The sequence below is a fragment of the Shinella sp. 1A1 genome, assembly GCF_055379515.1.
This window is the reverse complement of sequence record NZ_AP039671.1, coordinates 1,473,330-1,499,458: the sequence shown is the minus strand read 5'-3', so window position 1 is coordinate 1,499,458 and position 26,129 is coordinate 1,473,330. Positions and strand designations below refer to the sequence as shown.

General features: G+C 64.8%; 24 protein-coding genes and 5 tRNA genes. 9 read left to right on the top strand and 20 right to left on the bottom strand.

Annotated features, from left to right (window positions below; translation table 11 throughout):
- Positions 1-73 precede the first annotated feature (73 nt).
- The 10 genes from lpdA to ACZ48C_RS07560 form a co-directional block, all read right to left on the bottom strand.
- Entirely contained in the window at positions 74-1,519 is a 1,446-nt protein-coding gene (gene lpdA / locus ACZ48C_RS07605; protein ID WP_464782632.1) for a dihydrolipoyl dehydrogenase, read from the bottom strand.
- Between the two features lie 87 nt (positions 1,520-1,606).
- Complete coding sequence (locus ACZ48C_RS07600; protein ID WP_464782631.1) at positions 1,607-1,867, bottom strand: YdcH family protein; 261 nt, start codon at positions 1,865-1,867, stop codon at positions 1,607-1,609.
- Between the two features lie 68 nt (positions 1,868-1,935).
- Positions 1,936-2,577, bottom strand: a complete 642-nt coding sequence (locus ACZ48C_RS07595) for an SGNH/GDSL hydrolase family protein (protein WP_464782630.1) — start codon at positions 2,575-2,577, stop codon at positions 1,936-1,938.
- 15 nt (positions 2,578-2,592) lie between these two features.
- Positions 2,593-3,942: a pyruvate dehydrogenase complex dihydrolipoamide acetyltransferase gene (locus ACZ48C_RS07590; RefSeq protein ID WP_464782629.1), complete on the bottom strand. Its 1,350-nt coding sequence runs from the start codon at positions 3,940-3,942 to the stop codon at positions 2,593-2,595.
- A gap of 15 nt (positions 3,943-3,957) precedes the next feature.
- A complete protein-coding gene (locus tag ACZ48C_RS07585; protein WP_424547385.1) occupies positions 3,958-5,337 on the bottom strand; it encodes a pyruvate dehydrogenase complex E1 component subunit beta in 1,380 nt (459 codons plus the stop codon).
- 17 nt (positions 5,338-5,354) lie between these two features.
- Positions 5,355-6,401: a pyruvate dehydrogenase (acetyl-transferring) E1 component subunit alpha gene (gene pdhA, locus ACZ48C_RS07580; RefSeq protein WP_119256284.1), complete on the bottom strand. Its 1,047-nt coding sequence runs from the start codon at positions 6,399-6,401 to the stop codon at positions 5,355-5,357.
- A 150-nt stretch (positions 6,402-6,551) separates the two neighbouring features.
- Positions 6,552-6,860: an FtsB family cell division protein gene (locus tag ACZ48C_RS07575; RefSeq protein WP_119256283.1), complete on the bottom strand. Its 309-nt coding sequence runs from the start codon at positions 6,858-6,860 to the stop codon at positions 6,552-6,554.
- A 461-nt stretch (positions 6,861-7,321) separates the two neighbouring features.
- The gene (gene eno, locus ACZ48C_RS07570) at positions 7,322-8,596 is read right to left on the bottom strand and encodes a phosphopyruvate hydratase (protein WP_454635388.1); all 1,275 of its coding nucleotides are present in this window, start codon (positions 8,594-8,596) and stop codon (positions 7,322-7,324) included.
- Positions 8,597-8,723: 127 nt separating this feature from the next.
- Complete coding sequence (kdsA, locus tag ACZ48C_RS07565; protein ID WP_464782628.1) at positions 8,724-9,563, bottom strand: 3-deoxy-8-phosphooctulonate synthase; 840 nt, start codon at positions 9,561-9,563, stop codon at positions 8,724-8,726.
- 1 nt (position 9,564) lies between these two features.
- Positions 9,565-10,458 carry a VOC family protein gene (locus ACZ48C_RS07560; RefSeq protein ID WP_313193024.1) on the bottom strand — a complete coding sequence of 298 codons (894 nt, stop codon included), beginning with the start codon at positions 10,456-10,458 and terminating at the stop codon, positions 9,565-9,567.
- 143 nt (positions 10,459-10,601) lie between these two features.
- Between ACZ48C_RS07560 and ACZ48C_RS07555 the strand changes: the two genes are divergently transcribed.
- From ACZ48C_RS07555 to ACZ48C_RS07540, 4 genes are all read left to right on the top strand, one after another.
- Positions 10,602-11,843, top strand: coding sequence for an NAD(P)/FAD-dependent oxidoreductase (locus ACZ48C_RS07555; RefSeq protein ID WP_464782787.1), 1,242 nt, complete (start codon positions 10,602-10,604; stop codon positions 11,841-11,843).
- A gap of 100 nt (positions 11,844-11,943) precedes the next feature.
- Positions 11,944-12,684 carry a metallophosphoesterase family protein gene (locus ACZ48C_RS07550; RefSeq protein WP_464782627.1) on the top strand — a complete coding sequence of 247 codons (741 nt, stop codon included), beginning with the start codon at positions 11,944-11,946 and terminating at the stop codon, positions 12,682-12,684.
- The gene (locus ACZ48C_RS07545) at positions 12,685-14,088 is read left to right on the top strand and encodes a protein kinase domain-containing protein (RefSeq protein ID WP_464782626.1); all 1,404 of its coding nucleotides are present in this window, start codon (positions 12,685-12,687) and stop codon (positions 14,086-14,088) included.
- A gap of 113 nt (positions 14,089-14,201) precedes the next feature.
- Positions 14,202-15,353: a ceramide glucosyltransferase gene (locus tag ACZ48C_RS07540; protein ID WP_464782625.1), complete on the top strand. Its 1,152-nt coding sequence runs from the start codon at positions 14,202-14,204 to the stop codon at positions 15,351-15,353.
- A gap of 12 nt (positions 15,354-15,365) precedes the next feature.
- Here ACZ48C_RS07540 and ACZ48C_RS07535 read toward each other — a convergent pair whose 3' ends face one another.
- The 6 genes from ACZ48C_RS07535 to ACZ48C_RS07510 all read right to left on the bottom strand — a co-directional run bounded on the left by ACZ48C_RS07535 (position 15,366) and on the right by ACZ48C_RS07510 (position 18,074).
- Complete coding sequence (locus tag ACZ48C_RS07535; protein ID WP_464782624.1) at positions 15,366-15,764, bottom strand: hypothetical protein; 399 nt, start codon at positions 15,762-15,764, stop codon at positions 15,366-15,368.
- Positions 15,765-16,049: 285 nt separating this feature from the next.
- Positions 16,050-16,126 (bottom strand) — tRNA-Arg (locus ACZ48C_RS07530).
- Positions 16,127-16,135: 9 nt separating this feature from the next.
- Positions 16,136-16,441, bottom strand: coding sequence for an ETC complex I subunit (locus ACZ48C_RS07525; RefSeq protein WP_119256251.1), 306 nt, complete (start codon positions 16,439-16,441; stop codon positions 16,136-16,138).
- Between the two features lie 381 nt (positions 16,442-16,822).
- Positions 16,823-16,899 (bottom strand) — tRNA-Pro (locus tag ACZ48C_RS07520).
- 102 nt (positions 16,900-17,001) lie between these two features.
- A complete protein-coding gene (locus tag ACZ48C_RS07515) occupies positions 17,002-17,445 on the bottom strand; it encodes a DUF192 domain-containing protein (protein ID WP_119256250.1) in 444 nt (147 codons plus the stop codon).
- 50 nt (positions 17,446-17,495) lie between these two features.
- Positions 17,496-18,074 carry a cold-shock protein gene (locus ACZ48C_RS07510; RefSeq protein ID WP_318912052.1) on the bottom strand — a complete coding sequence of 193 codons (579 nt, stop codon included), beginning with the start codon at positions 18,072-18,074 and terminating at the stop codon, positions 17,496-17,498.
- A 193-nt stretch (positions 18,075-18,267) separates the two neighbouring features.
- Here ACZ48C_RS07510 and ACZ48C_RS07505 point away from each other — a divergent pair, with 193 nt between their 5' ends.
- The 5 genes from ACZ48C_RS07505 (at position 18,268) to ACZ48C_RS07485 (ending at position 20,912) form a co-directional block, all read left to right on the top strand.
- The gene (locus ACZ48C_RS07505) at positions 18,268-18,708 is read left to right on the top strand and encodes a VOC family protein (protein WP_424547392.1); all 441 of its coding nucleotides are present in this window, start codon (positions 18,268-18,270) and stop codon (positions 18,706-18,708) included.
- 333 nt (positions 18,709-19,041) lie between these two features.
- Entirely contained in the window at positions 19,042-20,274 is a 1,233-nt protein-coding gene (locus ACZ48C_RS07500; protein WP_464782623.1) for a D-Ala-D-Ala carboxypeptidase family metallohydrolase, read from the top strand.
- A 140-nt stretch (positions 20,275-20,414) separates the two neighbouring features.
- Positions 20,415-20,489 (top strand) — tRNA-Glu (locus ACZ48C_RS07495).
- Between the two features lie 132 nt (positions 20,490-20,621).
- A tRNA-Glu gene (locus ACZ48C_RS07490) sits at positions 20,622-20,696 on the top strand.
- Positions 20,697-20,837: 141 nt separating this feature from the next.
- Positions 20,838-20,912 (top strand) — tRNA-Glu (locus ACZ48C_RS07485).
- A 36-nt stretch (positions 20,913-20,948) separates the two neighbouring features.
- Here the strand turns inward: ACZ48C_RS07485 and recJ are convergent.
- The 4 genes from recJ to ACZ48C_RS07465 form a co-directional block, all read right to left on the bottom strand.
- Positions 20,949-22,751 carry a single-stranded-DNA-specific exonuclease RecJ gene (gene recJ / locus ACZ48C_RS07480; protein ID WP_464782786.1) on the bottom strand — a complete coding sequence of 601 codons (1,803 nt, stop codon included), beginning with the start codon at positions 22,749-22,751 and terminating at the stop codon, positions 20,949-20,951.
- Between the two features lie 217 nt (positions 22,752-22,968).
- Positions 22,969-24,291, bottom strand: a complete 1,323-nt coding sequence (locus ACZ48C_RS07475) for a homoserine dehydrogenase (protein WP_464782622.1) — start codon at positions 24,289-24,291, stop codon at positions 22,969-22,971.
- A 59-nt stretch (positions 24,292-24,350) separates the two neighbouring features.
- On the bottom strand, positions 24,351-25,568 hold the full coding sequence (locus ACZ48C_RS07470; protein WP_460931200.1) for an LL-diaminopimelate aminotransferase: 1,218 nt from the start codon (positions 25,566-25,568) through the stop codon (positions 24,351-24,353).
- A 173-nt stretch (positions 25,569-25,741) separates the two neighbouring features.
- The gene (locus tag ACZ48C_RS07465; RefSeq protein WP_119256244.1) at positions 25,742-26,080 is read right to left on the bottom strand and encodes an SHOCT domain-containing protein; all 339 of its coding nucleotides are present in this window, start codon (positions 26,078-26,080) and stop codon (positions 25,742-25,744) included.
- Positions 26,081-26,129 lie beyond the last annotated feature (49 nt).

The window sequence follows — 26,129 nt, the reverse complement described above, 5'->3', positions numbered from 1 at the left end:
AGCGGGCTTCTGCGCCCGTCTTGCGGACCGAAATTCGAAAGCCCGCCTCATGTGGAGGCGGGCTTTAGCACGTTCAAGCGTTCAGTGCACGTCCATAGGCGTCGAGCACGCTTTCCTTCATCGTTTCCGAGATCGTCGGATGCGGGAAGATCGTGTGCATCAGTTCTTCCTCGGTCGTCTCGAGGTTCATGGCGACGACGAAGCCCTGGATCATTTCCGTCACTTCAGCGCCCACCATATGCGCGCCGAGCAGTTCGCCGGTCTTCTTGTCGAAGACCGTCTTAACCATGCCCTGGTCCTCGCCGAGCGCCACGGCCTTGCCGTTGCCGGCGAAGGTGAAGCGGCCGACGCGGATATCGCGGCCCTGTTCCTTGGCCTTGGCTTCCGTGAGGCCGACGGAGGCGACCTGCGGGTGGCAATAGGTGCAGCCCGGGATCTTGGACTTGTCCATCGGATGGACGTTCGGCAGGCCGGCGATCTTCTCGATGCAGATGACAGCCTCGTGCTCGGCCTTGTGGGCGAGCATCGGCGGGCCGGCAACGTCACCGATGGCGTAGATGCCGGGAACGTTGGTCTTGCCGTAGCCGTCGATGGCGATGAAGCCGCGGTCGGTCTTCACGCCGATCGCCTCGAGGCCGATATTCTCGATATTGGCCTGCACGCCGACGGCCGAGATCATGCGGTCGGCGGTGATCTTCTCGATCTTGCCGTCCTTCATCTCGACATGGGCGGTGACGGAGTTGGCGCCCTTTTCCACCTTGGCGACCTTGGCCTCCAGATGGATCTTCATGCCCTGCTTCTCGAACTGCTTCTTGGCGAGCGCCGAGATCTCGACGTCCTCGACCGGCATGACGCTCTTCATCACTTCGACTACCGTCACATCGACGCCGAGCGTGCGGTAGAAGGAAGCGAATTCGATGCCGATGGCGCCCGAGCCCATGACGAGCAGCGACTTCGGCATTTCCTCCGGCTTCATCGCCTCGAAATAGGTCCAGATCAGCTTGCCGTCCGGCTCGATGCCCGGCAGGGCGCGCGGGCGGGCGCCGGTGGCGATGACGATATGCTTGGCGGTGTAGGTGCCTTCGGGAAGGACGTTCTTCGGAACCGGCGCCTGCGGCTGCTGGATCGCCTTGGTCGTCTTGGAAACGACGATCTCGCCGGGCTTGGTCAGCTTGGCCTCGCCCCAGATGACGTCGACCTTGTTCTTCTTCATCAGGAAGCCGACGCCGCCGTTCATGCGCTGGGCGATGCCGCGCGAGCGGGCGACGATGGCCTTGAGGTCCGGCGTCACCGAGCCTTCGACCTTGATGCCGTAATCGCCCGGATGCTGGGCGTAATGGAAGATCTCGGCCGAGCGCAGCAGCGCCTTGGTCGGGATGCAGCCCCAGTTGGAGCAGATGCCGGCGAGGTGCTCGCGCTCCACGATGGCCGTCTTCAGGCCCAATTGCGCGGCGCGGATCGCGGCGATGTAGCCGCCCGGACCCGAACCGATAACGATGACGTCGTAGGCATTCGACATGAGCGCTTCCACTCCTCTGTTGTTCGCATGCGCCGCGGCCGGAGGGTCGCCCCGGCGCGGCATGACGAGGAGCGGGAAGCCCGTTCCTCAGGGAATGTCCTCGACCTTTTCCGGCCGGATGAGCATCCCGTAGATTTCGTCCTTGAGCCGCATCCGCATCTTCCGCATGTCGGCCATGTGGAAGTCGTCGACCGGCTCGATGTCAGTCTCGGCACGGTGAATGGCGAGATTCACCGTCTGGTATTCCTCGCAAATCCGGTGGAAGTGGCCGTCGATCTCGCGAAGATGGCGGATCGCGGCAACGTGCTCCGGAAATTCCTCTGCCAGTTGGTGCGGGGTGTTCGGCATGTCCATCTCCTTAACCGGGGTTGATGGTGACAGCCTAGCTTTCCCGCGCCTTCACTCCTTGATCCCGGTCAAAGCCCGAGCATCATGCGCACGATCGGCTCGAGGCCCTTACCGATCGCCCGCGTGTTCTTCGCATCGAGATGCACGCCGTCGAGCGGCGTCGTCCCGGCCACGGAACCCGCGTCGAAGAAGCCGCAGCCGATCTCGTCCGCAAGGTCCGAATAGAGCGTCGCCAGCATGGCCGATTGCTCCACGCCGCCGGCGAACATCGCGGCAAAAGCGGTGTTCGCGGTCTCGCAAAGCGGCGGCGGCGAGACGATCAGTACTTCCGGGCTCTCCTCCGCATTGAACGACCAGGCATGATGGCGCACCAGCGACACCAGCCGCTCCACGCCCTGCACCGCACCGAACGCCGTTCCGCAGACGGCCGGCTTCATGTCGTTGGTGCCGAGCAGGATGATGACGAGGTCGATCGGATCGTGGCTGTGCAGGATGGTCGGCAGGATGCGCGCGCCGTTGCGGTCGCAGTCCGCCATATGGTCGTCATAGGCGGTGGTGCGGCCGTTAAGACCTTCCGCGATCACGGTGACCTCGGGCCCCAGAGCCTTGGCGAGCACGCTCGGCCAGCGATCCTCGAAGGAATGCCGGTCGAGCGTTTCCGCGTTGTAACCCCAGGTCAGGCTATCGCCGTAGCAGAGAACCGTCTTCATGGCCGCACTCCGCTATCAGACGAGCATCCCCATCGGGTTCTCGATATAGCGCTTGAAGGCGCCGAGAAGCTCGGCCCCGAGCGCGCCGTCGACGCAGCGATGGTCGGTGGAGAGCGTGACGGTCATCGCGTTGACGATCACCATTTCGCCCTTCTTGACCACGACCCGCTCCTCGCCCGCGCCGACCGCCAGGATCGTCGCATGCGGCGGGTTGACGACGGCGGCGAAGTTCTTCACGCCCATCATGCCCATGTTGGAGACCGCGGTCGTGCCGCCCTGGTATTCCTCGGGCTTCAGCTTGCGTTCCTTGGCGCGCTTGCCGAGGTCCTTCATCTCGTTGGAGATGGCGGAGAGCGTCTTCAGCTCGGCGCTGCGGATGATCGGGGTGATCAGGCCGCCCGGGATGGAGACGGCGACGCCGACATCCGCATGCTTGTGCTTGACCATGTTCGTATCGGTCCAGGAGACGTTGGCGTCCGGCACGTCGCGCAGCGCAAGCGCCATGGCCTTGATCACCATGTCGTTGACCGAGAGCTTGTAGGCCGGCTTGTCTTCCTTGCGCGGCGCGCTGTCGTTGAGCTGGGCCCGCAGCGCGAGCAGCGCGTCGAGCTCCACGTCGACCGACACGTAGAAGTGCGGGATCGTCTGCTTGGATTCCTGCAGGCGCTTGGCGATGGTCTTGCGCATGCCGTCATGCGGCACGAGCTCGTAGGAGCCCGGCTCGAAGAGCTTGAGCACGGCATCCTCGGACATGCCCTTCGGCGCAGCGGCAGGGGCCGCGGAAGCGGCGGCGGCCGGGGCGGCGGCTGCGGCGGGCTTTGCGCCGCCGGAGGCGACGGCCTTCTCGACGTCACCCTTCACGACGCGGCCATGCGGGCCGGAACCGGAAACCGACGCGATGTCGATGCCGGCTTCCTTGGCAAGGCGGCGGGCGAGCGGCGAGGAGAACACGCGGTTGCCGTCCTTCGCTGGCGCGGGCCCTGCGGAAGCCGTCGCGGCCGGAGCCGGTGCTACTGCGGCAGCGGGTGCCGGAGCTGGCTGTTCCGCTTCCTTCGGCGCCTCGGCCTTGGCCTCGGCCTTCGGGGCGGAGCCGCCGCCGGCAGCGGCAGCAGCCACGTCCTCGCCATCGGCGGCGAGGATGGCGATCAGGCTGTTGACCTTTACGCCTTCCGTGCCGGCCGGAACGACGATCCTGGCGACCGTGCCCTCGTCGACGGCTTCGACTTCCATCGTCGCCTTGTCGGTCTCGATCTCGGCGATGACGTCACCGGACTTGACGGTGTCGCCTTCCTTGACGAGCCACTTGGCGAGATTGCCCTCCTCCATGGTGGGCGAAAGGGCCGGCATCGTGATGTTGATCGGCATATCCCAGCCCTCCCCTTACTTGTAGCAGACGGCCTTCACCGCCTGGACGACTTCATCGACGTTCGGCAGCGCCAGCTTCTCGAGGTTCGCGGCATAGGGCATCGGGACGTCCTTGCCGGCGATCGTCAGGATCGGCGCGTCGAGATAGTCGAAGGCCTGCTGCATGACGCGGGTCGCGATCTCGGTGCCGACGGAAGACTGCGGATAGCCCTCTTCCACGGTGACGAGGCGGCCCGTCTTCTTGACCGATTCGATGACGGTCGGCAGGTCCATCGGGCGGATGGTGCGAAGGTCGATCAGCTCGACGTCGATGCCGTCCTTCTCCAGTTCCGCGATCGCCTTCAGCGCATAGGTCATGCCGATGCCGAAGGAGACGACGGTGACGTCGTTGCCCTTCTTGTGGATGCGGGCCTTGCCGATCGGCAGGACGAAATCGTCCATCTTCGGCACTTCGAAGCTCTGGCCGTAGAGGATTTCGTTCTCAAGGAAGATGACCGGGTTCGGATCGCGGATGGCGGCCTTGAGCAGGCCCTTGGCGTCGGCTGCCGTGTAGGGCATGACGACCTTGAGGCCCGGGATGTGGCTGTACCAGGCCGCATAGCACTGCGAGTGCTGGGCAGCGACGCGGGCCGCCGCGCCGTTCGGGCCGCGGAAGACCATCGGCGCGCCCATCTGGCCGCCCGACATGTAGAGCGTCTTGGCCGCGGAGTTGATGATCTGGTCGATCGCCTGCATGGCGAAGTTGAAGGTCATGAACTCGACGACGGGCTTGAGACCCGTCATCGCCGCGCCGACGCCGACGCCGGCAAAGCCGTGCTCGGTGATCGGCGTATCGATGACGCGGCGGGCGCCGAATTCCTGGAGCAGGCCCTGCGTGATCTTGTAGGCGCCCTGGTATTCGGCGACTTCCTCACCCATGACGAAGACGTCCTCGTCGCGGCGCATTTCTTCCGCCATGGCGTCGCGCAGCGCTTCACGCACCGTCGTCATCACCATTTCGGTGCCGGCCGGGATATCCGGATCGGCGGCGATCTCGCCCTTCGGCGCGGCCGGAACCGGCGCTGCGGCAGCAGGAGCAGGCGCAGGTGCGGCGGCTTCGGCCGGCTTTTCGGCGGCGGCAGCCTTCGGCGCGGCGACGGCATCGGCGCTTTCGCCGTCCTGCAGCAGCACGGCGATGGCCGTATTGACCTTGACGCCCTCGGTGCCGGCGGCGATCAGGATCTTGCCGATCACGCCTTCGTCGACGGCCTCGACTTCCATCGTGGCCTTGTCGGTTTCGATCTCGGCGATGACGTCACCAGACTTGACGGTGTCGCCCTCGTTCTTGACCCACTTGGACAGCGTGCCCTCTTCCATCGTCGGAGACAGGGCGGGCATGAGAATTTCGATTGGCATAGGTATCCCTCCCCGGATTACAGCAGGATGTCGGTGTAGAGTTCGGATACATCCGGCTCCGGATCGGACTGCGCGAAATCGGCGCTGTCGGCGACGATGTCACGGACGTCCTTGTCGATCTGCTTGAGATCGTCCTCGCTGGCCCAGCCCTTTTCGAGAAGGCGCGCGCGCACCTGCTCGATCGGGTCGTGCTCCGAGCGCATCTTCTGCACCTCGTCCTTCGAGCGGTACTTCGCCGGGTCGGACATGGAGTGGCCGCGATAGCGGTAGGTCTGCATTTCGAGGATGACCGGGCCCTTGCCGGCGCGGCAATGCTCGACCGCCTCGTCGGCGGCGGCCTTCACGGCGCGCACATCCATGCCGTCCACCTGGAAGCCGGGAATGTTGAAGGAAGCGCCGCGATGCGAGAAGTCGGTCTGGGCGGAGGCGCGCGAGACGGCCGTGCCCATGGCGTAGCGGTTGTTCTCGATCACGTAGATCACCGGCAGCTTCCAGAGCGCCGCCATGTTGAAGCTTTCGTAGACCTGGCCCTGGTTGGCCGCGCCGTCACCGAAATAGGCAAGCGAGACGTTGTCGTTGCCGCGGTAGCGGTTGGCGAACGCGAGGCCCGTGCCGAGCGAGACCTGGGCACCGACGATGCCGTGGCCGCCGTAGAAATGCTTCTCCTTGGAGAACATGTGCATGGAGCCGCCCTTGCCCTTGGAAAGGCCGCCGCGGCGTCCGGTCAGTTCCGCCATTACGCCCCGCGCACTCATGCCGCAGGCCAGCATGTGGCCGTGGTCGCGATAGCCGGTGATGACCTGGTCACCTTCCTTCAGCGCGAGCTGCATGCCGACGACGACGGCTTCCTGGCCGATATAAAGGTGACAGAAGCCGCCGATGAAGCCCATGCCGTAGAGCTGGCCGGCCTTTTCCTCGAAACGCCGGATTAGCAGCATCTCGCGATAGGCCTTGAGGTCGTCTTCCTTGGAGAAGTCGGCGATGGTGCCGCCGAGGAAATCTTTCTTCGCAGGCTTTGCCGCAGGCTTGCGGCTGGACGTGGACGCGTTTTTGCGCGGAGCCATTCGTTCCTCCCTATGTTTGCCTTCTTGGCGAAAACCATAGGGGAGAAATCCGGCCGCAGCAATGCCATAATTGCATGGCTTATATTCTGAACAAGCCTCTGAATAATAAGGCTGATTTACGATTAACCAGATTTCGGTTAATCGACATTTTCAGTGGAAAATGACGATTTCGTCGGCGCGCGACATGTTCAGATACGAGCGCGCTTTTTCGTCGAGCATGTCCCGCTCGAGCGAGCCGTCGCTCATCAGGGCGACCTCTTTTTCCAGGATCTGGCGCTGGCGCACGAGCACGTCGAGACGCGCCTGGCGCTCCACTCTCTGCCGCTCAAACTCCTCCATTCCCCTGAGGCCGAGATCGCCATGGACGGAATGGTAACCGAAATAGGAAAGGAATGCGACCGTAATTACCGGCAGAGTAAGCCGGCCGAACTTCCGCTTCTTGTGATGTTTGGTCCACATGCAAGTGCCCCGATACGCAGTACGGATTGTACACTAGCACCAAGGGGTTAACCGATCATTGACCATGACGGGCGCGGCGGCAGGGAAGCATGTGACGGGTGCGCGCTCCCTCGTGGCGCTATAACGAAGCGAGGTTGGGCGCCGTGTCATCCCCGGTCGAGCCCGAGGATGACGACAGAAGAAAAGCCGCCGGCTGAAGCAGCGGCACGCCATGCCGCATCACCCGACGCGACACCATACATCGACGGATGGACCAGGAGCCCAATCCTTCGCCGCAGCCTCGCCCTTTGCCGCCGTCATTCTCGGGACCTGCCCCAAGGACAATGCCACGCGCCACAGCCGGACAGGTCAAAGAAAGAAGGCTGACTAGGCAAAAAACCGCACGCCTCCCCAGCCCTAAAAAAACAAAACCCGCGTCTCGCGACGCGGGTTTCATCATTTCGGATAAACTGTTTTTCCGATCAGCCGCGCAGGATGCTGCGGCCTGCGAACCGTGCCTGCGCGCCAAGCTGCTCCTCGATGCGGATGAGCTGGTTATACTTGGCGGTACGGTCGGAGCGGGCCAGCGAGCCAGTCTTGATCTGACCGCAGTTGGTGGCGACGGCGAGGTCGGCGATGGTGGAGTCTTCCGTCTCGCCCGAGCGATGCGACATGACGGCGGTGTAGCTCGCCTTGTGCGCGGTCTCGACGGCGTCGAGCGTCTCGGAGAGCGAGCCGATCTGGTTGACCTTGACGAGGATCGAGTTGGCGACGCCCATCTTGATGCCGTCGCGAAGGCGCGCGGAGTTGGTGACGAAGAGGTCGTCGCCGACGAGCTGCACCTTCTTGCCGATCTTGTCGGTCAGGAGCTTCCAGCCGTCCCAGTCGTCTTCCGCCATGCCGTCCTCGATGGAGAAGATCGGATACTTGGCCGCGAGTTCCGCGAGGTAATCGGCCATGGCACCGGGCTCCAGCGTGCGGCCTTCGCCTTCCAGGACATACTTGCCGTCCTTGAAGAACTCGGTCGAAGCGCAGTCGAGCGCGATGAACATGTCCTCGCCCGGACGATAGCCGGCCTTCTCGATGGACTTCATGATGAAGTCGAGCGCGGCGGGCGCCGAAGCGAGACCCGGCGCGAAGCCGCCTTCGTCGCCGACATTGGTGTTGTGGCCGTCGGCGGCGAGCTGCTTCTTCAGCGTGTGGAAGACTTCCGAGCCCATGCGCACGGCGTCACGGATCGTTTCCGCGCCGACAGGCACGATCATGAATTCCTGGAAGTCGATCGGGTTGTCGGCATGCGCGCCGCCGTTGATGATGTTCATCATCGGCACCGGCAGGACACGGGCGTTCGGGCCGCCGACATAGCGGTAGAGCGGCAGGTTGGCGGCTTCCGCGGCGGCCTTGGCGACGGCGAGCGAGACGCCGAGGATGGCGTTGGCGCCGAGGCGGGCCTTGTTCGGCGTGCCGTCGAGCTCGATCATCGTCTGGTCGATCTGGATCTGGTCTTCCGCATCGAGGCCGCCGATGGCTTCGAAGATCTCGCCGTTGACGGCGGCGACGGCGCTCTCGACGCCCTTGCCGAGGTAGCGCTTGCCGCCGTCGCGCAGTTCGACGGCCTCATGCGCGCCGGTCGAGGCGCCCGAGGGAACGGCCGCGCGGCCGAAACTGCCATCTTCGAGGTGCACGTCCACTTCGACGGTGGGATTGCCGCGGCTGTCGAGAATCTCGCGGCCGATGATGTCGATGATAGCAGTCATGGATATCGTCCTGTTTCGGGGTTCGTAAATCGATTAAAATCCACTTTTAATCGACCATTCGGAAATTACAATGGCACGATGGCGCCGAAAAACGGATGGCACGTCTTCGTGTCATCCGTTTGAAATCTCAGGCCTTGGCGATGGCGTCGAAGGCGAGCAGCTTTTCCAGCAGCCGCGGCATGTCCTTGAGGTGCACCATATTCGGCCCGTCGGAAGGCGCATTGTCCGGGTCCTCGTGCGTCTCGACGAAGAGGCCGGCAATGCCGACGGCGACGGCGGCGCGCGCCAGCGTCTCGACGAATTCGCGCTGGCCGCCGGTCGAACCGCCCTGCCCGCCCGGCTGCTGCACCGAATGGGTGGCGTCGAACACGACGGGCGCGCCGAGGGCGGCCATGATGGGCAGCGAGCGCATGTCGGAGACGAGCGTGTTATAGCCGAAGGACGCGCCCCGCTCGCAAAGCAGCACGTTCGGATTGCCGCTCTCGGTGAACTTCGCCAGCACGTTCTTCATGTCCCAGGGCGCGAGGAACTGGCCCTTCTTGACGTTGATCGTGCGACCGGTCCTGGCGGCGGCGACGAGAAGGTCCGTCTGGCGCGACAGGAAGGCGGGGATCTGCAGGATGTCCACCGTCTTGGCGACGACGGCGCATTGCTCTTCCGTGTGGATATCGGTCAGGACCGGGAAGCCGAAATCCTTCTTGAGGTCGGCGAAGATCTCCATCGCCTTTTCAAGCCCGATGCCGCGCTTGCCGGAAAGCGAGGTGCGGTTCGCCTTGTCGAAGGACGACTTGTAGACGAGGCCGATGCCGAGCTTGTCGCAGAGTTCGACGAGCGTGCCGGCGATCATGTAGGCATGGTCGCGGCTTTCCATCTGGCAGGGGCCGGCGATCAGCGAGAAGCGCTTGTCCTGGGCGAAGGTGACCTTCCTGGTGCCTTCGCCGACGATGACGGTGGAATTGGTTTTCATCTCATTCTCCAAAGACGAAGAGGACGCCCTGACCCGGTGCCGGCGGCACCAGAAGGCGGTTGTCCCGCTCGCGGAAGGCGACGCCGCGCTGCGCCAGCAGGCGGCGACAATCGGACAGGCTGGAAACTCTGAAGACGACCGCCTGCCCCTTGAGGCCACGGTCCGCGCCGGCGACCGGCGCAATGCCGTAGAACCCTTCGAGGCCGGCATCGTTCAGCACGGTGATGCGGCCGCGCGGCGTATCGACCGACATGCCGAAGGACATGGCCTCGATCTCGCGCTCGTCGGCGGCTTCCTGCACGAGATACTGGAAGTCCGTCGGGTTCTGTTCTGACAGCACGACCTCGGCGAGCGCCACGACGCCGTTGCCGTGCGTTTCCAGCGCCTTGCGGTCGGAGGGCAGCGGCAGGATGCGCTGAGAAGCGAAGAAGAAGAAATCGGGGCTGCGCAGGTCGGCGGCGAAGGCAAGGCGGAAGCTGCCGGTCGCGGACGTGCCGTCCGGCAGCAGCATGTCGCGGGAAAACTCCAGGATCTCGCCGCCGGAAATCCCCGCCGACCGGTAGCGCCGGTCATCGTCCCAAGCATCGCCTGTCGCCATGGCGATGCCGGAAAAGCCCTCCTGCCCGCGGCGGAAGCGGAACGCCTGGTCGCGGGCGATGAACGTATTGCCGCTGCGCGCCGCTTCCTCGCATTCCTCGCGGTTGGCGATGCCGAGCGGCTCCAGATAACTGCCGTCGGAAAGGAAGACGCAACAGTTTTCCGTGCCGAACGGATGGCGCGCGTCCTTGGCGACAGTGAAGCCGAGCTGCGTCAGGCGCTCGCGGGCAATTCCAAGCTCGGACACCGGCAGCACCAGATGGTCGATCGGGCGGGGCGTTCTCGAACTCACGGTCATGGCAAAATCCGGTCGTGTTTCAGGCGCCCCGTGCTTTGCATGCTTTCGGCCCGCAATGCAAGCACCACCACCTTGCGCTGCGGCCGGCCGGAACTTTTCCGCGCCTTGCCCGTTTGGGAAGACTTTTCGCATGGAGGGGCGCCATTCCGAAATCCCGCGACATCACGCGCCAGCGCGACCTGCATGAATCCCATCCCCTCTGGGCCGACTCGCCGCGCATTACCCTGCGCGTGCGCGGCAAGCCATCGCGGACGGACTACGACTGCATCGTCGTCGGCGCCGGCATTTCGGGCGCCCTCGCGGCCCATGCGCTCGCCGATGGCAAGCGGTCCGTGCTCGTCGTAGACCGCCGGCAGCCCGTCCATGGCAGCACGCTCGCCAGCACGGCGATGATCCAGCACGAAATCGACGTCCCCCTGCACAGGCTCGCCGGCATGATCGGCGAGGAAAAGGCCCGGCGCGCCTGGTGGCGCTCCGCCCGCGCCGTGGAACAGTTGACGCGGATCGTTGCGGACACAGGCATATCCTGCGGCTTCGAGCGCAAGAAGACACTCTTCCTTGCCGGCGATGCCTATGGCCGGCGGGCCTTGCAAAACGAACTGGACACCCGCAGCGCGGCAGGCATCGCAGCGGATTTCCTCGATGCCGCCACCCTCGCCGAGCGCTTCTCCATCCAGCGCACCGGCGCACTTCTCAGCGATATCTCGGCCTCCGCCAATCCGGCGCAGATGGCGGCCGGCATCCTGCGGGCCGCCGCCGCGTGCGGCGTGGAGATCGTCAGCCCGCTGGAGATCACCGACATGCGCGCCACAGCGGACGGCGTGTTCCTCGCCACGGAAGAAGGCAGGATCCTCTCGGCGCGGCACGCCGTCTTCTGCTCCGGCTACGAATTCCTCGAAGCGGTCGCCGACCGGGATCATGCCATCGTCTCCACCTGGGCGCTCTCGACGCCGCCCGGCACGGTGCTGCCCGACTGGCTGAAGCACTGCATCGTCTGGGAGGGCGCCGATCCCTATCTCTATCTGCGCAGCTCCCGCGACGGCCGGCTGATCGCGGGCGGCGAGGACGAGGAGAGCGAAGACGCCTATGCCTCGCCGCAAAAGCTTCGGCATAAGGCGAAGACGATCCACCGCAAGGTCGAGGCCCTGCTCGGCCTTTCCCTGCCGCAGCCAGACCATGTCTGGGCCGCCCCCTTCGGCACCACCCGCACCGGCCTGCCGCTCATCGGCCGCGTTCCCGGCCTGCCGAACGTCTTCGCCGTGATGGGTTTCGGCGGCAACGGCATCACCTTCAGCCAGATCGCGGCCGAGATCGTCGCCGCCGATATTGCCGGCCATGGCGATGCGGATGCCGATCTTTTCGCCTTCCGCGCCCGCGATTCCTGACGAAACGCCAGTCCGCGCGGGCGATATTCCCCTTCCGTCGAATGGTTGCGGCCGGCAAGGCGCGTTATGCTCGTCATCGACCTTGAAAGACCGGACCGCCATGCTGCTCGCCATCCTTTCCGATATCCACGCCAACCGCGAAGCCTTCGAGGCCGTGCTGGCGGCCGCGGAAGCGGCCGGGGCGGAGCGCTTCGTGCTGCTCGGCGATATCGTCGGCTATGGCGCGGATCCCGAATGGTGCTCGGAACAGGCGATGCGGCTTGCCGCGGGCGGCGCCATCGTGCTGCGCGGCAACCACGACGACGCGGTCGGCAATCCTTCCGTCTCGATGAATGCCACGGCGACGCTGGCGCTCGAATGGACGCGCCGCCAGCTTGGCGGCGCCACCCGCGCCTTTCTCGCCGCCCTGCCCTTCAAGGCACGCGAGGGCGACTGTCTCTTCGTCCATGCCGATGCCAGCGCGCCGGCCGACTGGAACTATGTGCTCGACGCCAGCGATGCCGGCCAGCACCTCGTCGCCTGCGAAGCGCGCGTCAGCTTCTGCGGCCATGTGCACAAGCCGGCGCTCTACTGCACCGCGCCGGGCGGCAAGGTCACGTATTTTGCCCCCGTCGCCGCGACGCCGGTGCCGCTCCTGCCGCAGCGCCGCTGGCTTGCCGTCATGGGCTCGGTCGGCCAGCCGCGCGACGGCAACCCGGCCGCCGCATTCGCACTCTACGATACCGAGAGCGCGGAGCTCCGCTTCATGCGCGCTGCCTACGACGTGGAAAAGGCGGCCGACAAGATCCGCGCGGCGGGCCTTCCGGCCGCGCTCGCCGACCGCCTGCTGCGGGGACGCTAGATGGTCAAGGCAAGGCTGAAACCCGGCGACGTGATCGACGGCTTCGTCATCGAGGATATCGCCCATAATGGCGGCATGGCGCGCATCTGGAAGGTCAGCCGGCCGGATATCGACTTCCCGATCCTGATGAAGGTGCCGGTCATCGGCGAGGGTGACGATCCGGCGGCGATCGTCGGCTTCGAGATGGAGCAGATGATCCTGCCGCGCCTTTCCGGCCCGCATGTGCCGCGCTTCGTCGCGAACGGCGATTTCGCGACGCTCCCCTATATCGTCATGGAGCGCCTGCCCGGCACCTCGCTCTATCCGCTGCTCGAACGCCTGCCGCTGCCGCCGGAAGAGGTGGCCGCCATCGGCGCCAAGGTGGCGGTGGCGCTCGATTCGCTGCATCGCCAGCATGTCGTCCATCTCGACCTGAAGCCCTCCAACGTCATGTTCCGCGAGACCGGCGAGGCCGTGCTCATCGACTACGGCCTCGCCCGCCACATCCACCTGCCGGACCTGATGGACGAGCAATTCCGCCTGCCCTACGGCACCGCGCCCTACATGGCGCCCGAGCAGGTGCTCGGCACGCGCAGCGATTTCCGCAGCGATCTCTTCGCGCTCGGCGTCATGCTCTATTTCTTCGCGACCGGCGAGCGCCCCTTCGGCGATCCGCAGCGACTGAAGGGCCTGAAGCGCCGGCTATGGCGCGATCCGCTGCCGCCGCGCGCCCGCAACGCCGCCATCCCGCCCGCCTTGCAGGAAATCATCCTGCGATGCCTGGAGGTGAACCCCGCCTGGCGATATCCGAGCGCCGCCCAGCTCGCCCTCGACCTTCAGGATCTTTCTTCCGTCAAGCTGACGGCGCGGGCGGAGAAGATGAAGCGCGATCCGCTCGGCATGGTGCTGCGCCGCCGCTTCAATCCCGTGCCCATCGAGGCCGCGAGGCCCCGGACGGCGGAGGCCCAGCTTGCGAGCGCCCCCATCGTTGCCGTCGCCATCGACCTTGCAGGCGAGACACCGGACCTTGCCGAAGCCATCCGCAAGACCGTTGCCCGCATCATCGAGAACACGCCGGATGCCCGCATCGCCTGCATCAACGTGCTGAAGATCAACCGCATCGCCATAGACACCTCGCTGGACGAGGAAGGCCGCAACAAGCATGTCCTGCGCCTCGTGCAGCTTCGCAACTGGTCGACCGACCTGCCGGCGCCCGGCGGGGGAATCACCTTCCATGTGCTGGAGGCCGTCTCGCCCGCCGATGCCATTCTCGAATATGCCCGCGAAAACTACGTCGACCACATCGTCATGGGCGCGCGCGCCGAATCGGCCATGCGCTCCATGCTCGGCAGCGTTTCCGGCGGCGTCGCCGCCCATGCGCCCTGCACGGTGACCGTCGTGCGCAACCGCCTGCCGCCGGAATAGACGAGGCCGGACGCCCCGTCATTCGCCTGTCATGTGACAGTGCTGTCTCTTCCCGCGTGAATGCACCCCGGCAGCCGCCCGTTGAGGGCCGGCGCCCATCGGAGTTTGCGTGAATGGACATGGCTCAGGCCCTCGCCCTTGCCTCGGGCGCCCTCGTTGCGACCAACCTTGCGAGCATCCTCGTCGCCGGAAGACGGCTGGACCCGGCCGGCGCGCCGCCGCCGGAGGTTCGCAAGAAACCGCCGGTCTCCATCGTCGTTCCCGTGCGCGGCATCGAGAATTTCTCGGCGGAGACGCTGGACCGCGCCTTCCGCCTTACCTGGCCGAAATACGAGCTTCTCTTCTGTGTCGCCCACGGCAACGATCCCATCGTTCCCGAAATCGAACGGACGGCAGCCGCCCACCCGGATGTCGAGGCCCGCATCCTCGTCGGCGACGACCGCATCGGCGCCAATCCCAAGCTCAACAATTGCGTCAAGGGCTGGCAGGCCGCGCGTCACGACTGGGTCATCCTTGCCGATTCGAACGTGCTGATGCCACCGGATTATATCCAGCACCTCATGGCCGCCTGGCGCAGTGACACCGGCGTCGTCTGCTCGACGCCGCTCGGCTCGCGCCCGGACGGCTTCTGGGCCGAGGTGGAATGCATGTTCCTCAACACCCAGCAGGCGCGCTGGCAATATGCCGGCGAGGCGCTTGGCTTCGGCTTCGCCCAGGGAAAAAGCATGCTCTGGTACAAGCCGATGCTGGACGAGAACGGCGGCATCCACGCGCTGAATGCCGAGATCGCCGAGGATGCCGCCTCGACGAAGCTGGTGAACCGGCTTGGTTTCAAGGTGCACCTCGTCTCCTCGCCCTTCGAGCAGCCGCTCGGGCACCGCACCGGCCGCGAGATCTGGTCGCGTCAGAGCCGCTGGTCGCGCCTTCGCCGCGTCACTTTCCCCGGCTTCTTCGCGCCGGAGATCCTGCTCGGCATCCTGCCGCCGCTCCTTCTCGCACTCGCCGCCGCCCTCCTTGCCGGAACCCCGCTGACGCCCGCCCTTCTGCTGGTGCTCGCCGGCATCTACCTGCCGGAAGCCGGCCTCGCGCTCGCCAAGGGCTGGCGCCTCTCGCTCTGGTCGCTTCCCGCGATGATGCTGCGCGACATGATGATGCCCGCCATCTGGCTGCGCGCCTGGCTCGGCGGCAACGTCGACTGGCGCGGCAACACGATGACGATCGGCACCGCCGCCTGCGAACTCAAGGAAGCGCCGGCAGGGCCGTGATACCCGAAGCCGCTACGACTTGCCGACCTGAATGCGCAGATAGGGATTCCTCGGATCGTAGCTGGTCCGGGGTTTTCCCTTGCCCGTCTTGATCAAACCGGCGGCAAGGTGCCCCTGCGGGCCGAAAAGATAGTCGCTTCCCGCGCACAGATGCGCGAGCATCCGGTAGTCGAAATATTTCAGGCTGTGCTGCGTGAGAAAGACCGCGTTATCGTAGGATTTCCCTTTGATACCGGCGTAGTTCGCGCTCTTCATGAAGGCCTTCAACGCCTTCTTGTTGACCGAAGCGCCCCGGCATTCCTTTCCGAGCACTTTCACGAGCGTAACGATCCGCATCGTCTCGGCGTCATGGTCCGGCAGGGGCTTGGCGGTGCGGGCGAGATAGGAATTGGTCGCCGGATCGTTCGTCATCGACTTCGCCCAGAAAGCGGGCATTTCATCCGCGATGCAAAGGCCTGCCGATCCCAGCAGTCCCAATGCCAGCATACCAAGAAATCGACCCATTCGCATTCACTTTCCCTCCCTCGCGACGGCCCGATGCTTTGGGCCAGAACGCAACTGTAGCGATAAAGCCGAGGGTGGAAAAGAAAATTAGGGGTAGATTATGCAGGGTATATCGCGAAACCCGCCTATTGGTGGGCCTCCGCAGGAAGCGCATCAAAAGTTGCCGGAAATCGTTGATTTTACTTGCATATTTGGCGACCCCTGCAGGACTCGAACCTGCGACCTACTGCTTAGAAGGCAGTTGCTCTATCCAGTTGAGCTAAGGGGCCGTCGGGACCTCAGTGGGTCCAGGGCTGCATGCGGTTGAAGCGGAAGTTGTCCGGATAGGCAACGCGCTTGCGGGTCGCTTCCTTCGGCTCGATCACGCGGTATTCGATGCCGTTGCGCGTGGCATAGGCAATCGCTTCCTCACAGGTTTCGAATGTCAGCTTGACCTGCTGGTACATGTCGCCAGAGCTCGTATAACCCATGATCGGATCGATCGTCCGCGGCTTTTCGGCATCGAACTCCAGAACCCAGAGATTAGTCTTGGCCTTGCCCGACTGCATGGCGGTCTTGGCGGGACGATAGATCTTCGCGGTCATCGAAACGGCTCCAGAATTCTCGCATAAGGGCACGCTCCGACGTGCGCCCGGCCATGCATAGCCCAGATTCCGTAAAGGGGAAATGACTGGACATGCATTTACCACCGAAACGCCCGCCACGCACCGGCTCGAAGAGCCCGAACCTGGTGGCGCCCGTTCATTCTCGTTAAACTCCTGCGCTCCACCTGCGGCACCCGCCGACGAAGCGTCCGAGCAATGGCCGCAGGTCCGTGGAGAGTCAAGGGCTTTTGCCGGGTTGCGCGCGCAGCTCCCGGCACCGCCATCACGGCGACCCGTTCGCAAATCACGGAACTTTCACAGGATATAATACGGGGAATGGACAAGCCTCGGAGAAACGCCTGTTTCCTTGGCTTTTGCCGGTGGTCGGAGTGGAGAGATTCGAACTCCCGACCCTCTGGTCCCAAACCAGATGCGCTACCAGACTGCGCTACACTCCGTCCGTTCCGGCGATGGGGAGATACACGGATCGCGCCGCCGCCGCAACAGTAAAGGGCGAGTTTTTCAGCCCTGATCGGGGAAGTCCGTTTTGGCTGCGGGCCTTATCCCTTGCGCAGCTTTTCCATCAGCGCGTTCTGCACGCGGTTGCCGGTGCGGATGCCGAGGCGTTTGACGGTGCCGCCGTTCAGTTCCAGCACATAGTCGATCGGGCCCTTCGAATCGATGATCGATTCGTCGAGCGGCCTGGCGTTCTCCTTGATGGAGCGGACCTTGCCGTCCTTGCCGATGAACAGCATGTCGAGCGGCAGGTAGGTGTTCTTCATCCACATGAAGACCTGGCGCGTCTCGCCGAAGGCGAAAAGCATGCCGTGGTCCGGCGCCATTTCGCGGCGGTTCATCAATCCCTGCTCGCGCTGGCGGGGCGTCACGGCCAGTTCCACCGTGAAGGCATGGCTCTTGCCGTTCTTCGTGACGATGGTCAGCGGCTGGGTATCGAATTTCTCGCCCGCGCCGGCGACGGATGCAAGGCAAAGAAAAAGCGCCATGAAGGCGCTTGCCAGACGTGTGACGTCCAAAATCCGTGAAAAGACAGCCATCAATGTGCCCTGTTGCCCGGAACCGGAATGTCGGGATGGATCTCCGCGGCCATCAGGCCCTTCTCGCCGTCGCCGAAGCGCACCAGCACGACCTGGCCGGGGCGCAGCTCGGTGAGGCCGAAGCGCCGCAGGGTCTCCATGTGGATGAAGATGTCTTCCGTGCCCTCGCCGCGCGTCAGGAAGCCGAAGCCCTTGGTGCGGTTGAACCACTTGACCAGCACGCGCTCCAGCCCGCTCGAAGGCGTGACCTGCACATGGGTCTTCACCGGCGGCAGCTGCGAGGGATGCACGGCGGTGGTCTGGTCCATGGAAAGGATGCGGAAGGCCTGGTAGCCGCGGTCGCGCTTGTGGATGAGCGCAACGACGCGCGTGCCTTCGAGAACCGTCTGGTAGCCATCACGGCGCAGGCACGTGACGTGCAGCAGCACGTCCTGCATGCCGTTGTCCGGCACGATGAAGCCGAATCCCTTGGCGACGTCGAACCACTTGATAACGCCGGTGATCTCGATCAGGTCGACGGCGTCGCTGCCCTGGTCATCACGCATCGTGATTTCCTTTGAAGACATCCTGTCCGCCATGACCTGCCAGCCCCTCGTTTACGCGTCACATGAGTTACGGTTAACTGATTCTTGAGAACCAGAATAACATTGTCCCGATGCGAATGCGCAAGCCCCTTTGAAAGTTTTGCCGGCTCCCTTGATAGGCTGCAAGGCTTGCCCGAGGCTGACAAAACCCTAACCTTTCAGCGATTCCAATTTGAAGGACATTGCAATGCGTTATCTTCACACGATGGTCCGCGTCAAAGACGTCGACAAGTCCCTGCATTTCTACTGCACGCTCTTCGGCCTTGAGGAAGTGCGCCGGATCGAGAACGAGAAGGGCCGCTTCACGCTGATCTTCCTGGCGGCGTCCGGCGACCTCGCCACGGCGCGCGAGAACGCCGCGCCCTGCCTGGAACTGACCTATAACTGGGACAGCGAGGACTATACGGGCGGTCGCAATTTCGGCCACCTCGCCTACGAGGTCGACGATATCTACGCCTTCTGCCAGAAGCTGATGGACAATGGCGTCACCATCAACCGCCCGCCGCGCGACGGCCACATGGCCTTCGTGCGCTCGCCCGACGGCATTTCCATCGAGATCCTGCAGAAGGGCGCAAGCCTCGCCCCGGCCGAGCCCTGGGCCTCGATGGGCAATACGGGCGCCTGGTAATTCGTCCCGGACGCAAGCTCCGGGCAAAGCTTGCGTCCTAAACCTTCGACGACGAACCATCGTTTTGCCGTATTTGACCGGAAGCTTCTTGCCGTTCCGGTCGATCGCCAGCGTGAGGGGGCGTTTGGCCGTTTTCTGGCCGGATTGCTCCCGTTCTGCGTTTCACGGCTTCATCGTTCCGGTCTTCCTGCAATGGCCGGGCGATACATCGCGGCAACCGCAGCATGGCCCCCTGGCCTTTTCGATTGCGGTTGCGACTGTCTGAAGAAATGGCCCCACCGTCGGCAAGACCGGGGCATGAACGTCGAAAGCGGGGGAAAGCCTTTGCAGACCATGCAAGGAAAGTGGCCGAGCCTGAAGACGCTGCGGTATGGATTGCTGCTGGCCGTCTCGGTTGCCACGCTCTCGGGCTGCGTATCCGCAGTCTCCACCGATCTGCGCGCCGACAACACGACCGCGCAGGACAAGGAAGAAACAGCCGCCGCAAGCGGGGAAGAGACCACCACGCCGGTCATCGCCGCCGAAGGCGCGGCGCAGGGCTCCCAAGCCACCGCGGCCGTCGATCAACAGGGCCAGGGTGAAGCGGGCCGCGACATGGCGGGCGCCGTCATGCAGCCGGCCAATCTGGATGCGGGCAAGGCCAGCATCTATTCCAATGGCGGCCAGGCGCCGGTCGGCACGGCCTATGCGGCGCAGGCCACGAACACCTCCAACGGCGGCCTCTTTGCAAGCGCCGGCACGGCGCAGGGCGCCGGCAAGACAGGGCGCCTGCCCGTCGAGGACATGCCGCAGCTCAATACCGCCGGCGGCGAGGAAGTCGCCATGCTCGGCGAAAGCGACGCCATGCCGGAGAACATACCGATCCCGACTTCGGCCCGCGCCGCACTCGTCGAGGAGCCGGCAAGGGTGAATGCCGCCGAAAAGGCGCTTGCCGCGCTGCCGGATAACGCCCAGAACGGCCAGAACAAGCGGGTGACGGTCGCCTCGCTCTTTGCCGACAAGGCAACGGCGAACGACGGCGGCGACGGCCTTGCAACGCAGCAGCAGCGCCGCGTGCTCAACCGCGACAGCGCAGGCGCCACCCAGAAAGCGTCCCTTGGCGTCCTGCCCGGGGTCGCCACGGCGAATTCCATGTTCTCGACGGATCATTCCGAATCGGACGAGGTCGAGGACGATGCGCCGCAATTCAAGGAAGTGGCTTCCATCGCCGGTCTCGCACGCCTTGCGCCGAACGGCCTGTGGCTGCAGACCGAGAAGGTGAAGACCGGCTGCTTCAAGCCGGAACTGCTGCAGGTGCTGAAGACGATCGAAAAGCATTACGACAAGCCCATCATCGTCACCTCCGGCCTTCGCGACGTGAAGCCCAATCGGGAGAAGCAGTCGCTGCACACGCGCTGCGAGGCGGCCGACATCCAGATTTCGGGCGTCAGCAAGTGGGAGCTGGCCGAATATCTCCGCAGCATGCCTGGCCGCGGCGGCGTCGGCACCTATTGCCACACCGAATCCGTGCATATCGACATCGGCCCCGAGCGCGACTGGAACTGGCGCTGCCGCGCACGGAAATAGAACATGGGGCTAAGCCCCCGGGATCAAAGCCCTTTTACCTTCGCAAAGCCGCCTTCCGGGCGGCTTTTCATTTTTTTGTCACGAGCGCCTTTTCCCGCTTGCGGAATAAAAAACGCCCTTCTATAAGACGCCCACCGCACGCGCCCTTCGTCTATCGGTTAGGACGCCAGATTTTCATTCTGGAAAGAGGGGTTCGACTCCCCTAGGGCGTGCCACGGTCCCTCCCCTTGAAGTCACCTGTTTTTAGCGCGCCGGAGCCCTTCGCTTCGCTGTTGAAAAAGTTGCGCCGAACGCGATTTTTCGTCTTGCGCATCCGCCGCGTCCCGACTAGAAGACGCCCACCGCACGCGCCCTTCGTCTATCGGTTAGGACGCCAGATTTTCATTCTGGAAAGAGGGGTTCGACTCCCCTAGGGCGTGCCACGGGTCCCTCTCCCATCATCGTTGAAATCATGCCTTCGAGCGCTCCCGCGCGCCTGCTTTCACGGCTGGGAAAAAACTGAAATTTCCTGCATTTAGGGCTTGCGCGAATCCACACCCCCGACTAGAAGACGCCCACCGCACGCGCCCTTCGTCTATCGGTTAGGACGCCAGATTTTCATTCTGGAAAGAGGGGTTCGACTCCCCTAGGGCGTGCCACGGTCCCTCCCCGACATTGCTATCGAGACTGCACCGTCAGAACGCCTTTGCCGCGTCGATCACGCGGAACTGGATGCGCCGGCTGCCCTGCCAGCTATCGGCGGAAAGCGTGCCGGCGAAATGCACCGCCTGCCCGCGCTCCTTCATCAGGAAAAGCCCGAGATCGGCTTCCGCCGCACGGAAGGCCATGGCGTCCAGCCGTCCGCCGTCAGGGCCTTCCAGGCTGACGCGCAGGTGATTGACGCCGACGGGGCGCACGTCGCGGATGCGGTGCGCCGGCAGCGCGAAGATCGGCTGCGGATGGCCGGAACCATAGGGGCCGGCCTGCTCGAGCTGGTCGGCCAGCGCGAGCGTGGCGCCGCTGGCGCTGAGCGCGCCGTCGATCTTCAGGGTTTCCGAGGCGACGAGGTCGGGCACGGTGCGCTGGGCGCGCTCCTCGAAGAAGCTGCGCAAGCGGCCGAGCTTTTCCCGCTCCACCGTCAGGCCCGCCGCCATGGCATGGCCGCCGCCCTTGACGAGGATGCCCTCCTCCACGGCAGCACGCACCATGCGGCCGAGATCGAAGCCGCTGATCGAGCGGCCGGAGCCAGTGCCCTTGCCGGAAGGATCGAAGGCGATGGCGAAGGCCGGGCGGCGGAAGCGGTCCTTCAGCCGCGAGGCGAGCAGGCCGACGACGCCGGGATGCCAACCCTCGCGGGCTGTCAGGATCACCGAAGCGTTTTCGCCCGTGCCGTATTCCGCCTGCGCTTCGGCTTCCGCCTCGGCCAGCATGGCGGCCTCCATGGCCTGGCGTTCGCGGTTGAGCTCGTCGAGCTGCTTTGCGATGCGCTCGGCCTCGCCCGGCTCGTCGATGGTCAGGAGGCGGCTGCCGAGGGCGGCATCGCCGATGCGCCCGCCGGCATTGATGCGCGGGCCGACGAGGAAGCCGAGATGATAGGGCGTCACCGGCCCGCCGATGCCCGCCTGCTTGAGCAGCGCCGTCAGGCCGGCATTGCCGAGATGGCGCGCGGCGACGAGGCCCTTGACCACATAGGCGCGGTTCAGCCCCTTCAACGGAACGACGTCGCAGACCGTGGAAAGCGCCACCAGATCGAGCATGGAGAGGAGATCGAAGCTCCCCGCCCGCGTATCGCCCTTCTGGCGCAGGAACCGCTGCAGAGCCACCAGCACGAGGAAGACGACGCCGGCGGCGGATAGATGCCCCTGCCCCGACAGATCGTCCTCCCGGTTCGGATTGACGAGCGCCAGAGCCGGCGGCAGCGTCTCGCCGACCTGATGGTGGTCGATGACGACGACGTCGATGCCGCGTTCCCGCGCGACGGCGAGCGATTCGTGGCTCGTCGAGCCGCAGTCGACGGTGACGATCAACTGCGCGCCCCGGTCAATGAGCTGGCCGATGGCGTTCGGGTTCGGGCCGTAGCCCTCGAAGATGCGGTCGGGAATGTAGATTTCCGCCGGCACGCCGAAATGCGTCAGGAAGCGGTAGAGCAATGCCGAGGAGGAGGCCCCGTCGACATCGTAGTCGCCGAAGATCGCGACGCGCTCGCCGCGCTCGATGGCGCGCGCCAGCCGCTCCGTCGCGACCTCGCAGTCCATCAGGCTATAAGGCTCGGGCATCAGCCGGCGCAGCGTCGGATCGAGGAATTCCAGCGCATTCTCGAAGGGAATGCCCCGTCCGGAGAGGACGCGGGAGATGAGGTCCGGCAGGCCGTGCGTCTGGCTCATCGCCAGCGCGCGGTTCTCCCCCGCCTGGTCGAGCCGCGCCACCCAGCGCTGCCCGGTCGCCGAGCGCTCGACGCCGAGAAAGGCCCGGCTGACGGGATCTGCGTTTTCCAACATGCTCATGGCGGCTCCGGTCGTGTTACCCCTCCTGCATCGGCAGGCCGGCCCCTCATCCGGCCTGCCGGCCACCTTCTCCTTGGCTGCGGAAGAAGGAAAAGTGCCGCACCGTTTTCCTCAACTCTCCAACGTTGCGTGGGGCAAGTCCCCTCTCCCCGCTTGCGGGGAGAGGGTTAGGGTGAGGGGCTGATCCGCACCGAGATGCGGGCAGCGAAAATCAAGCCGTCTTCGGCCGCTCGATGCGGATCACCTGCGGCTCGCCGACAAGATAGCCCTCGCTCTTGATGGAAGCGACGGCCTTGCGGACGGAATCCTCCATCGTCGCGTGGGTGACGAGGATGATCGTCTTCGGATCGGTCGATTCGGCCGTCGACTGCGCGCGCTGCACGATCGATTCCAGCGAGATGCCGTTCTCCGCCATGTGCCGCGCGATGCTGGCGAAGACGCCCGTGCGGTCCTCCACCGAGAGGCGGATGAAATAGCCGCCGTGGTGCTTGCGGATCTGCGCGCGCTTGTAGGGGGCGAGTGCGGCGGCCGGGCGGCCGAGCGCCGGCACGGTCTGCGCGCCGGGGCGGCTCTTGGCGATGTCGGCGATATCGCCGAGCACGGCCGAAGCCGTGGCATTGCCGCCCGCGCCGGGGCCGACCATCAGCAGCTCGCCGAGAATGTCCGATTCAATGGCGACGGCGTTCGTCACGCCGTCGACCTGCGCGATGACGCTGTCGAGCGGTACCATTGTCGGATGCACGCGCTGCTCGACGCCCGTATCGGTCTTCTGCGCGACGCCGAGCAGCTTGATGCGATAGCCGAGATCGGCGGCGGCGCGGATATCGTCGATGGAGATATTTGTGATGCCTTCGAGATAGATGTCGTCGGCCGAAATCCTCGTGCCGAAGGCGAGCGTCGTCAGGATCGACAGCTTGTGCGCCGTATCGTTGCCCTCGATGTCGAAGGCGGGATCGGCTTCGGCATAGCCGAGGCGCTGGGCTTCCTTGAGGCACGCCTCGAAGGACAGGCCTTCCTTCTCCATCTTGGTCAGGATGTAGTTGCAGGTGCCGTTCATGATGCCGTAGACGCGGGAAATCGTGTTGCCGGTCAGGGATTCGCGCAGCGCCTTGATGACCGGGATGCCGCCGGCGACCGCCGCCTCGTAGTTGAGGAGCGAGCCGTGCTTCTCGGCGAGGCCGGCAAGCTCGACGCCATGGGCGGCGAGCAGCGCCTTGTTGGCCGTCACGACATGGACGCCGCGCGACAGCGCCGCCTTGACGGCGGCAAGCGCCGGATCGCCCGCCCCGCCCATCAGTTCCACGAAGACGTCGATCTTCGCCTCGCGGGCGAGCGCGACCGGATCGTCGAACCATTCGGCAGCGGAGAGATCGACGCCGCGATCGCGGCCCTTGCTGCGCGCCGTGACGGCGGCGATCTCGATCGGGCGGCCGCATGTCGTCTCAAGCATGTCCCTGCGTTCGACGAGAATCTTCGCGAGCGAGGCACCAACGGTCCCCAAGCCCGCAATGCCGATCTTCAGGGCATCAGCCATGGTCATGTCCTATGAGTTCTGGAAAAGCCCTCCGCTAGAAGCGCGGAGGGCGGATTTCATTAGCGATGGGCGTTCAGCGAGATGACGTTGTGCATCGTCTCGTCGGCCGTGGAAAGGAACTTCTTGATATTGCGCGCAGCCTGGCGGATGCGGTGCTCGTTCTCGACCAGTGCGAGGCGGACGTAATCGTCGCCGAGCTCCCCGAAGCCGACGCCGGGAGCGACGGCGACATCCGCCTTCTCGACGAGCAGCTTGGAGAATTCCAGCGAGCCGAGATGGCGGAACTTTTCCGGGATCTTCGCCCAGGCGAACATGGTCGCCGCCGGCGGCGGAACCTCGAAGCCGGCCTTGCCGAAGGTCTCGACCATCACGTCGCGGCGGCGCTTGTAGACGTTGCGCACTTCCGCGATGTCCGAGCCGTCGCCGTTCAGCGCATGGGTCGCGGCCACCTGGATCGGCGTGAAGGCGCCGTAGTCGAGATAGGACTTCACGCGGGTCAGCGCGGCGATCAGGCGCTCGTTACCGACGGCGAAGCCCATGCGCCAGCCGGGCATGGAGAAGGTCTTCGACATGGAGGTGAATTCGACGGTGATGTCGATGGCGCCCGGCACTTCCAGCACGGACGGCGGCGGCGTGTCGTCGAAGTAGATTTCCGAATAGGCAAGGTCGGAGAGCACGATGATGTCGTGCTTCTTCGCAAAGGCGATGACGTCCTTGTAGAAATCGAGCGTGGCGACCTGCGCCGTCGGGTTCGACGGATAGTTGATGATCAGCGCGAGCGGCTTGGGGATCGAGTGGCGCACGGCGCGCTCGAGCGGCGGGAAGAAGCTCTCGTCCGGCTCGACCGGAATGGAGCGGATGACGCCGCCGGTCATCAGGAAGCCGAAGGCGTGGATCGGATAGGTCGGGTTCGGGCAGAGGATGACGTCGCCCGGCGCGGTGATCGCCTGCGCCATGTTGGCGAAGCCTTCCTTGGAGCCGAGCGTCGCGACGACCTGCGTCTCCGGGTTCAGCTTCACGCCGAAGCGGCGGGCGTAATAGGCGGCCTGCGCGCGGCGAAGGCCGGGAATGCCCTTGGACGAGGAATAGCGGTGCGTGCGCGGGTCCTGGACCACCTCGCAGAGCTTGTCGACGATGGCCTTGGGGGTCGGCAGGTCGGGGTTGCCCATGCCAAGGTCGATGATGTCGGCGCCGCCCGCTCGCGCGCTTGCTTTCAAACGGTTGACCTGTTCGAAAACATATGGCGGCAGACGCCGGACCTTGTGAAACTCTTCCATCTCTAACCCCGTTGAGCGCGGAGCCCCTCCGGACCCTGCCGGACGACACAAAACTCCGCGCGTTTCAAGTGACCGGATAAGGGCGAAAGCGTTCGAAATGAAGGCGCTCCGCCCGCGCCGGCGGCCAAAAGGCCGTCTTTCGCTTTGCTGCCAAACGGCACGAAAGGCAAGCGCTATTTCGTGCCTTCGATTTCGGCCAGCGTCGCCTTGCCGTGGTTGTCGCGCAGCGCCTGCAATTCGGCGAGCTGCCGACGATATTCGGCTTCCGAGATCGTACCCGCCTTGCGGCGATGCGCAAGCGCCATCAGGCTCGCCTGGTAATTGGCCGCTTCCTCGTCGCTCATCTGCTGCGTCTCGCCGCGCACGATGGCGGTGATGTCGGGATAGACGGCCGCGCGGTTCGCGCCGGCATTCACCGTCGCGGGCGCTTCCGACGAGGCGCAGGCGGCGAGCGCGGCCGGCATGGCGGCCATGAGAAGGACGGCGCTGAAGCGCCTGAATTCGAACGCCATGAGGCTGTATGCTCCTGTCGAAACGGCCGGTTCCGGATATTGCCGCGAA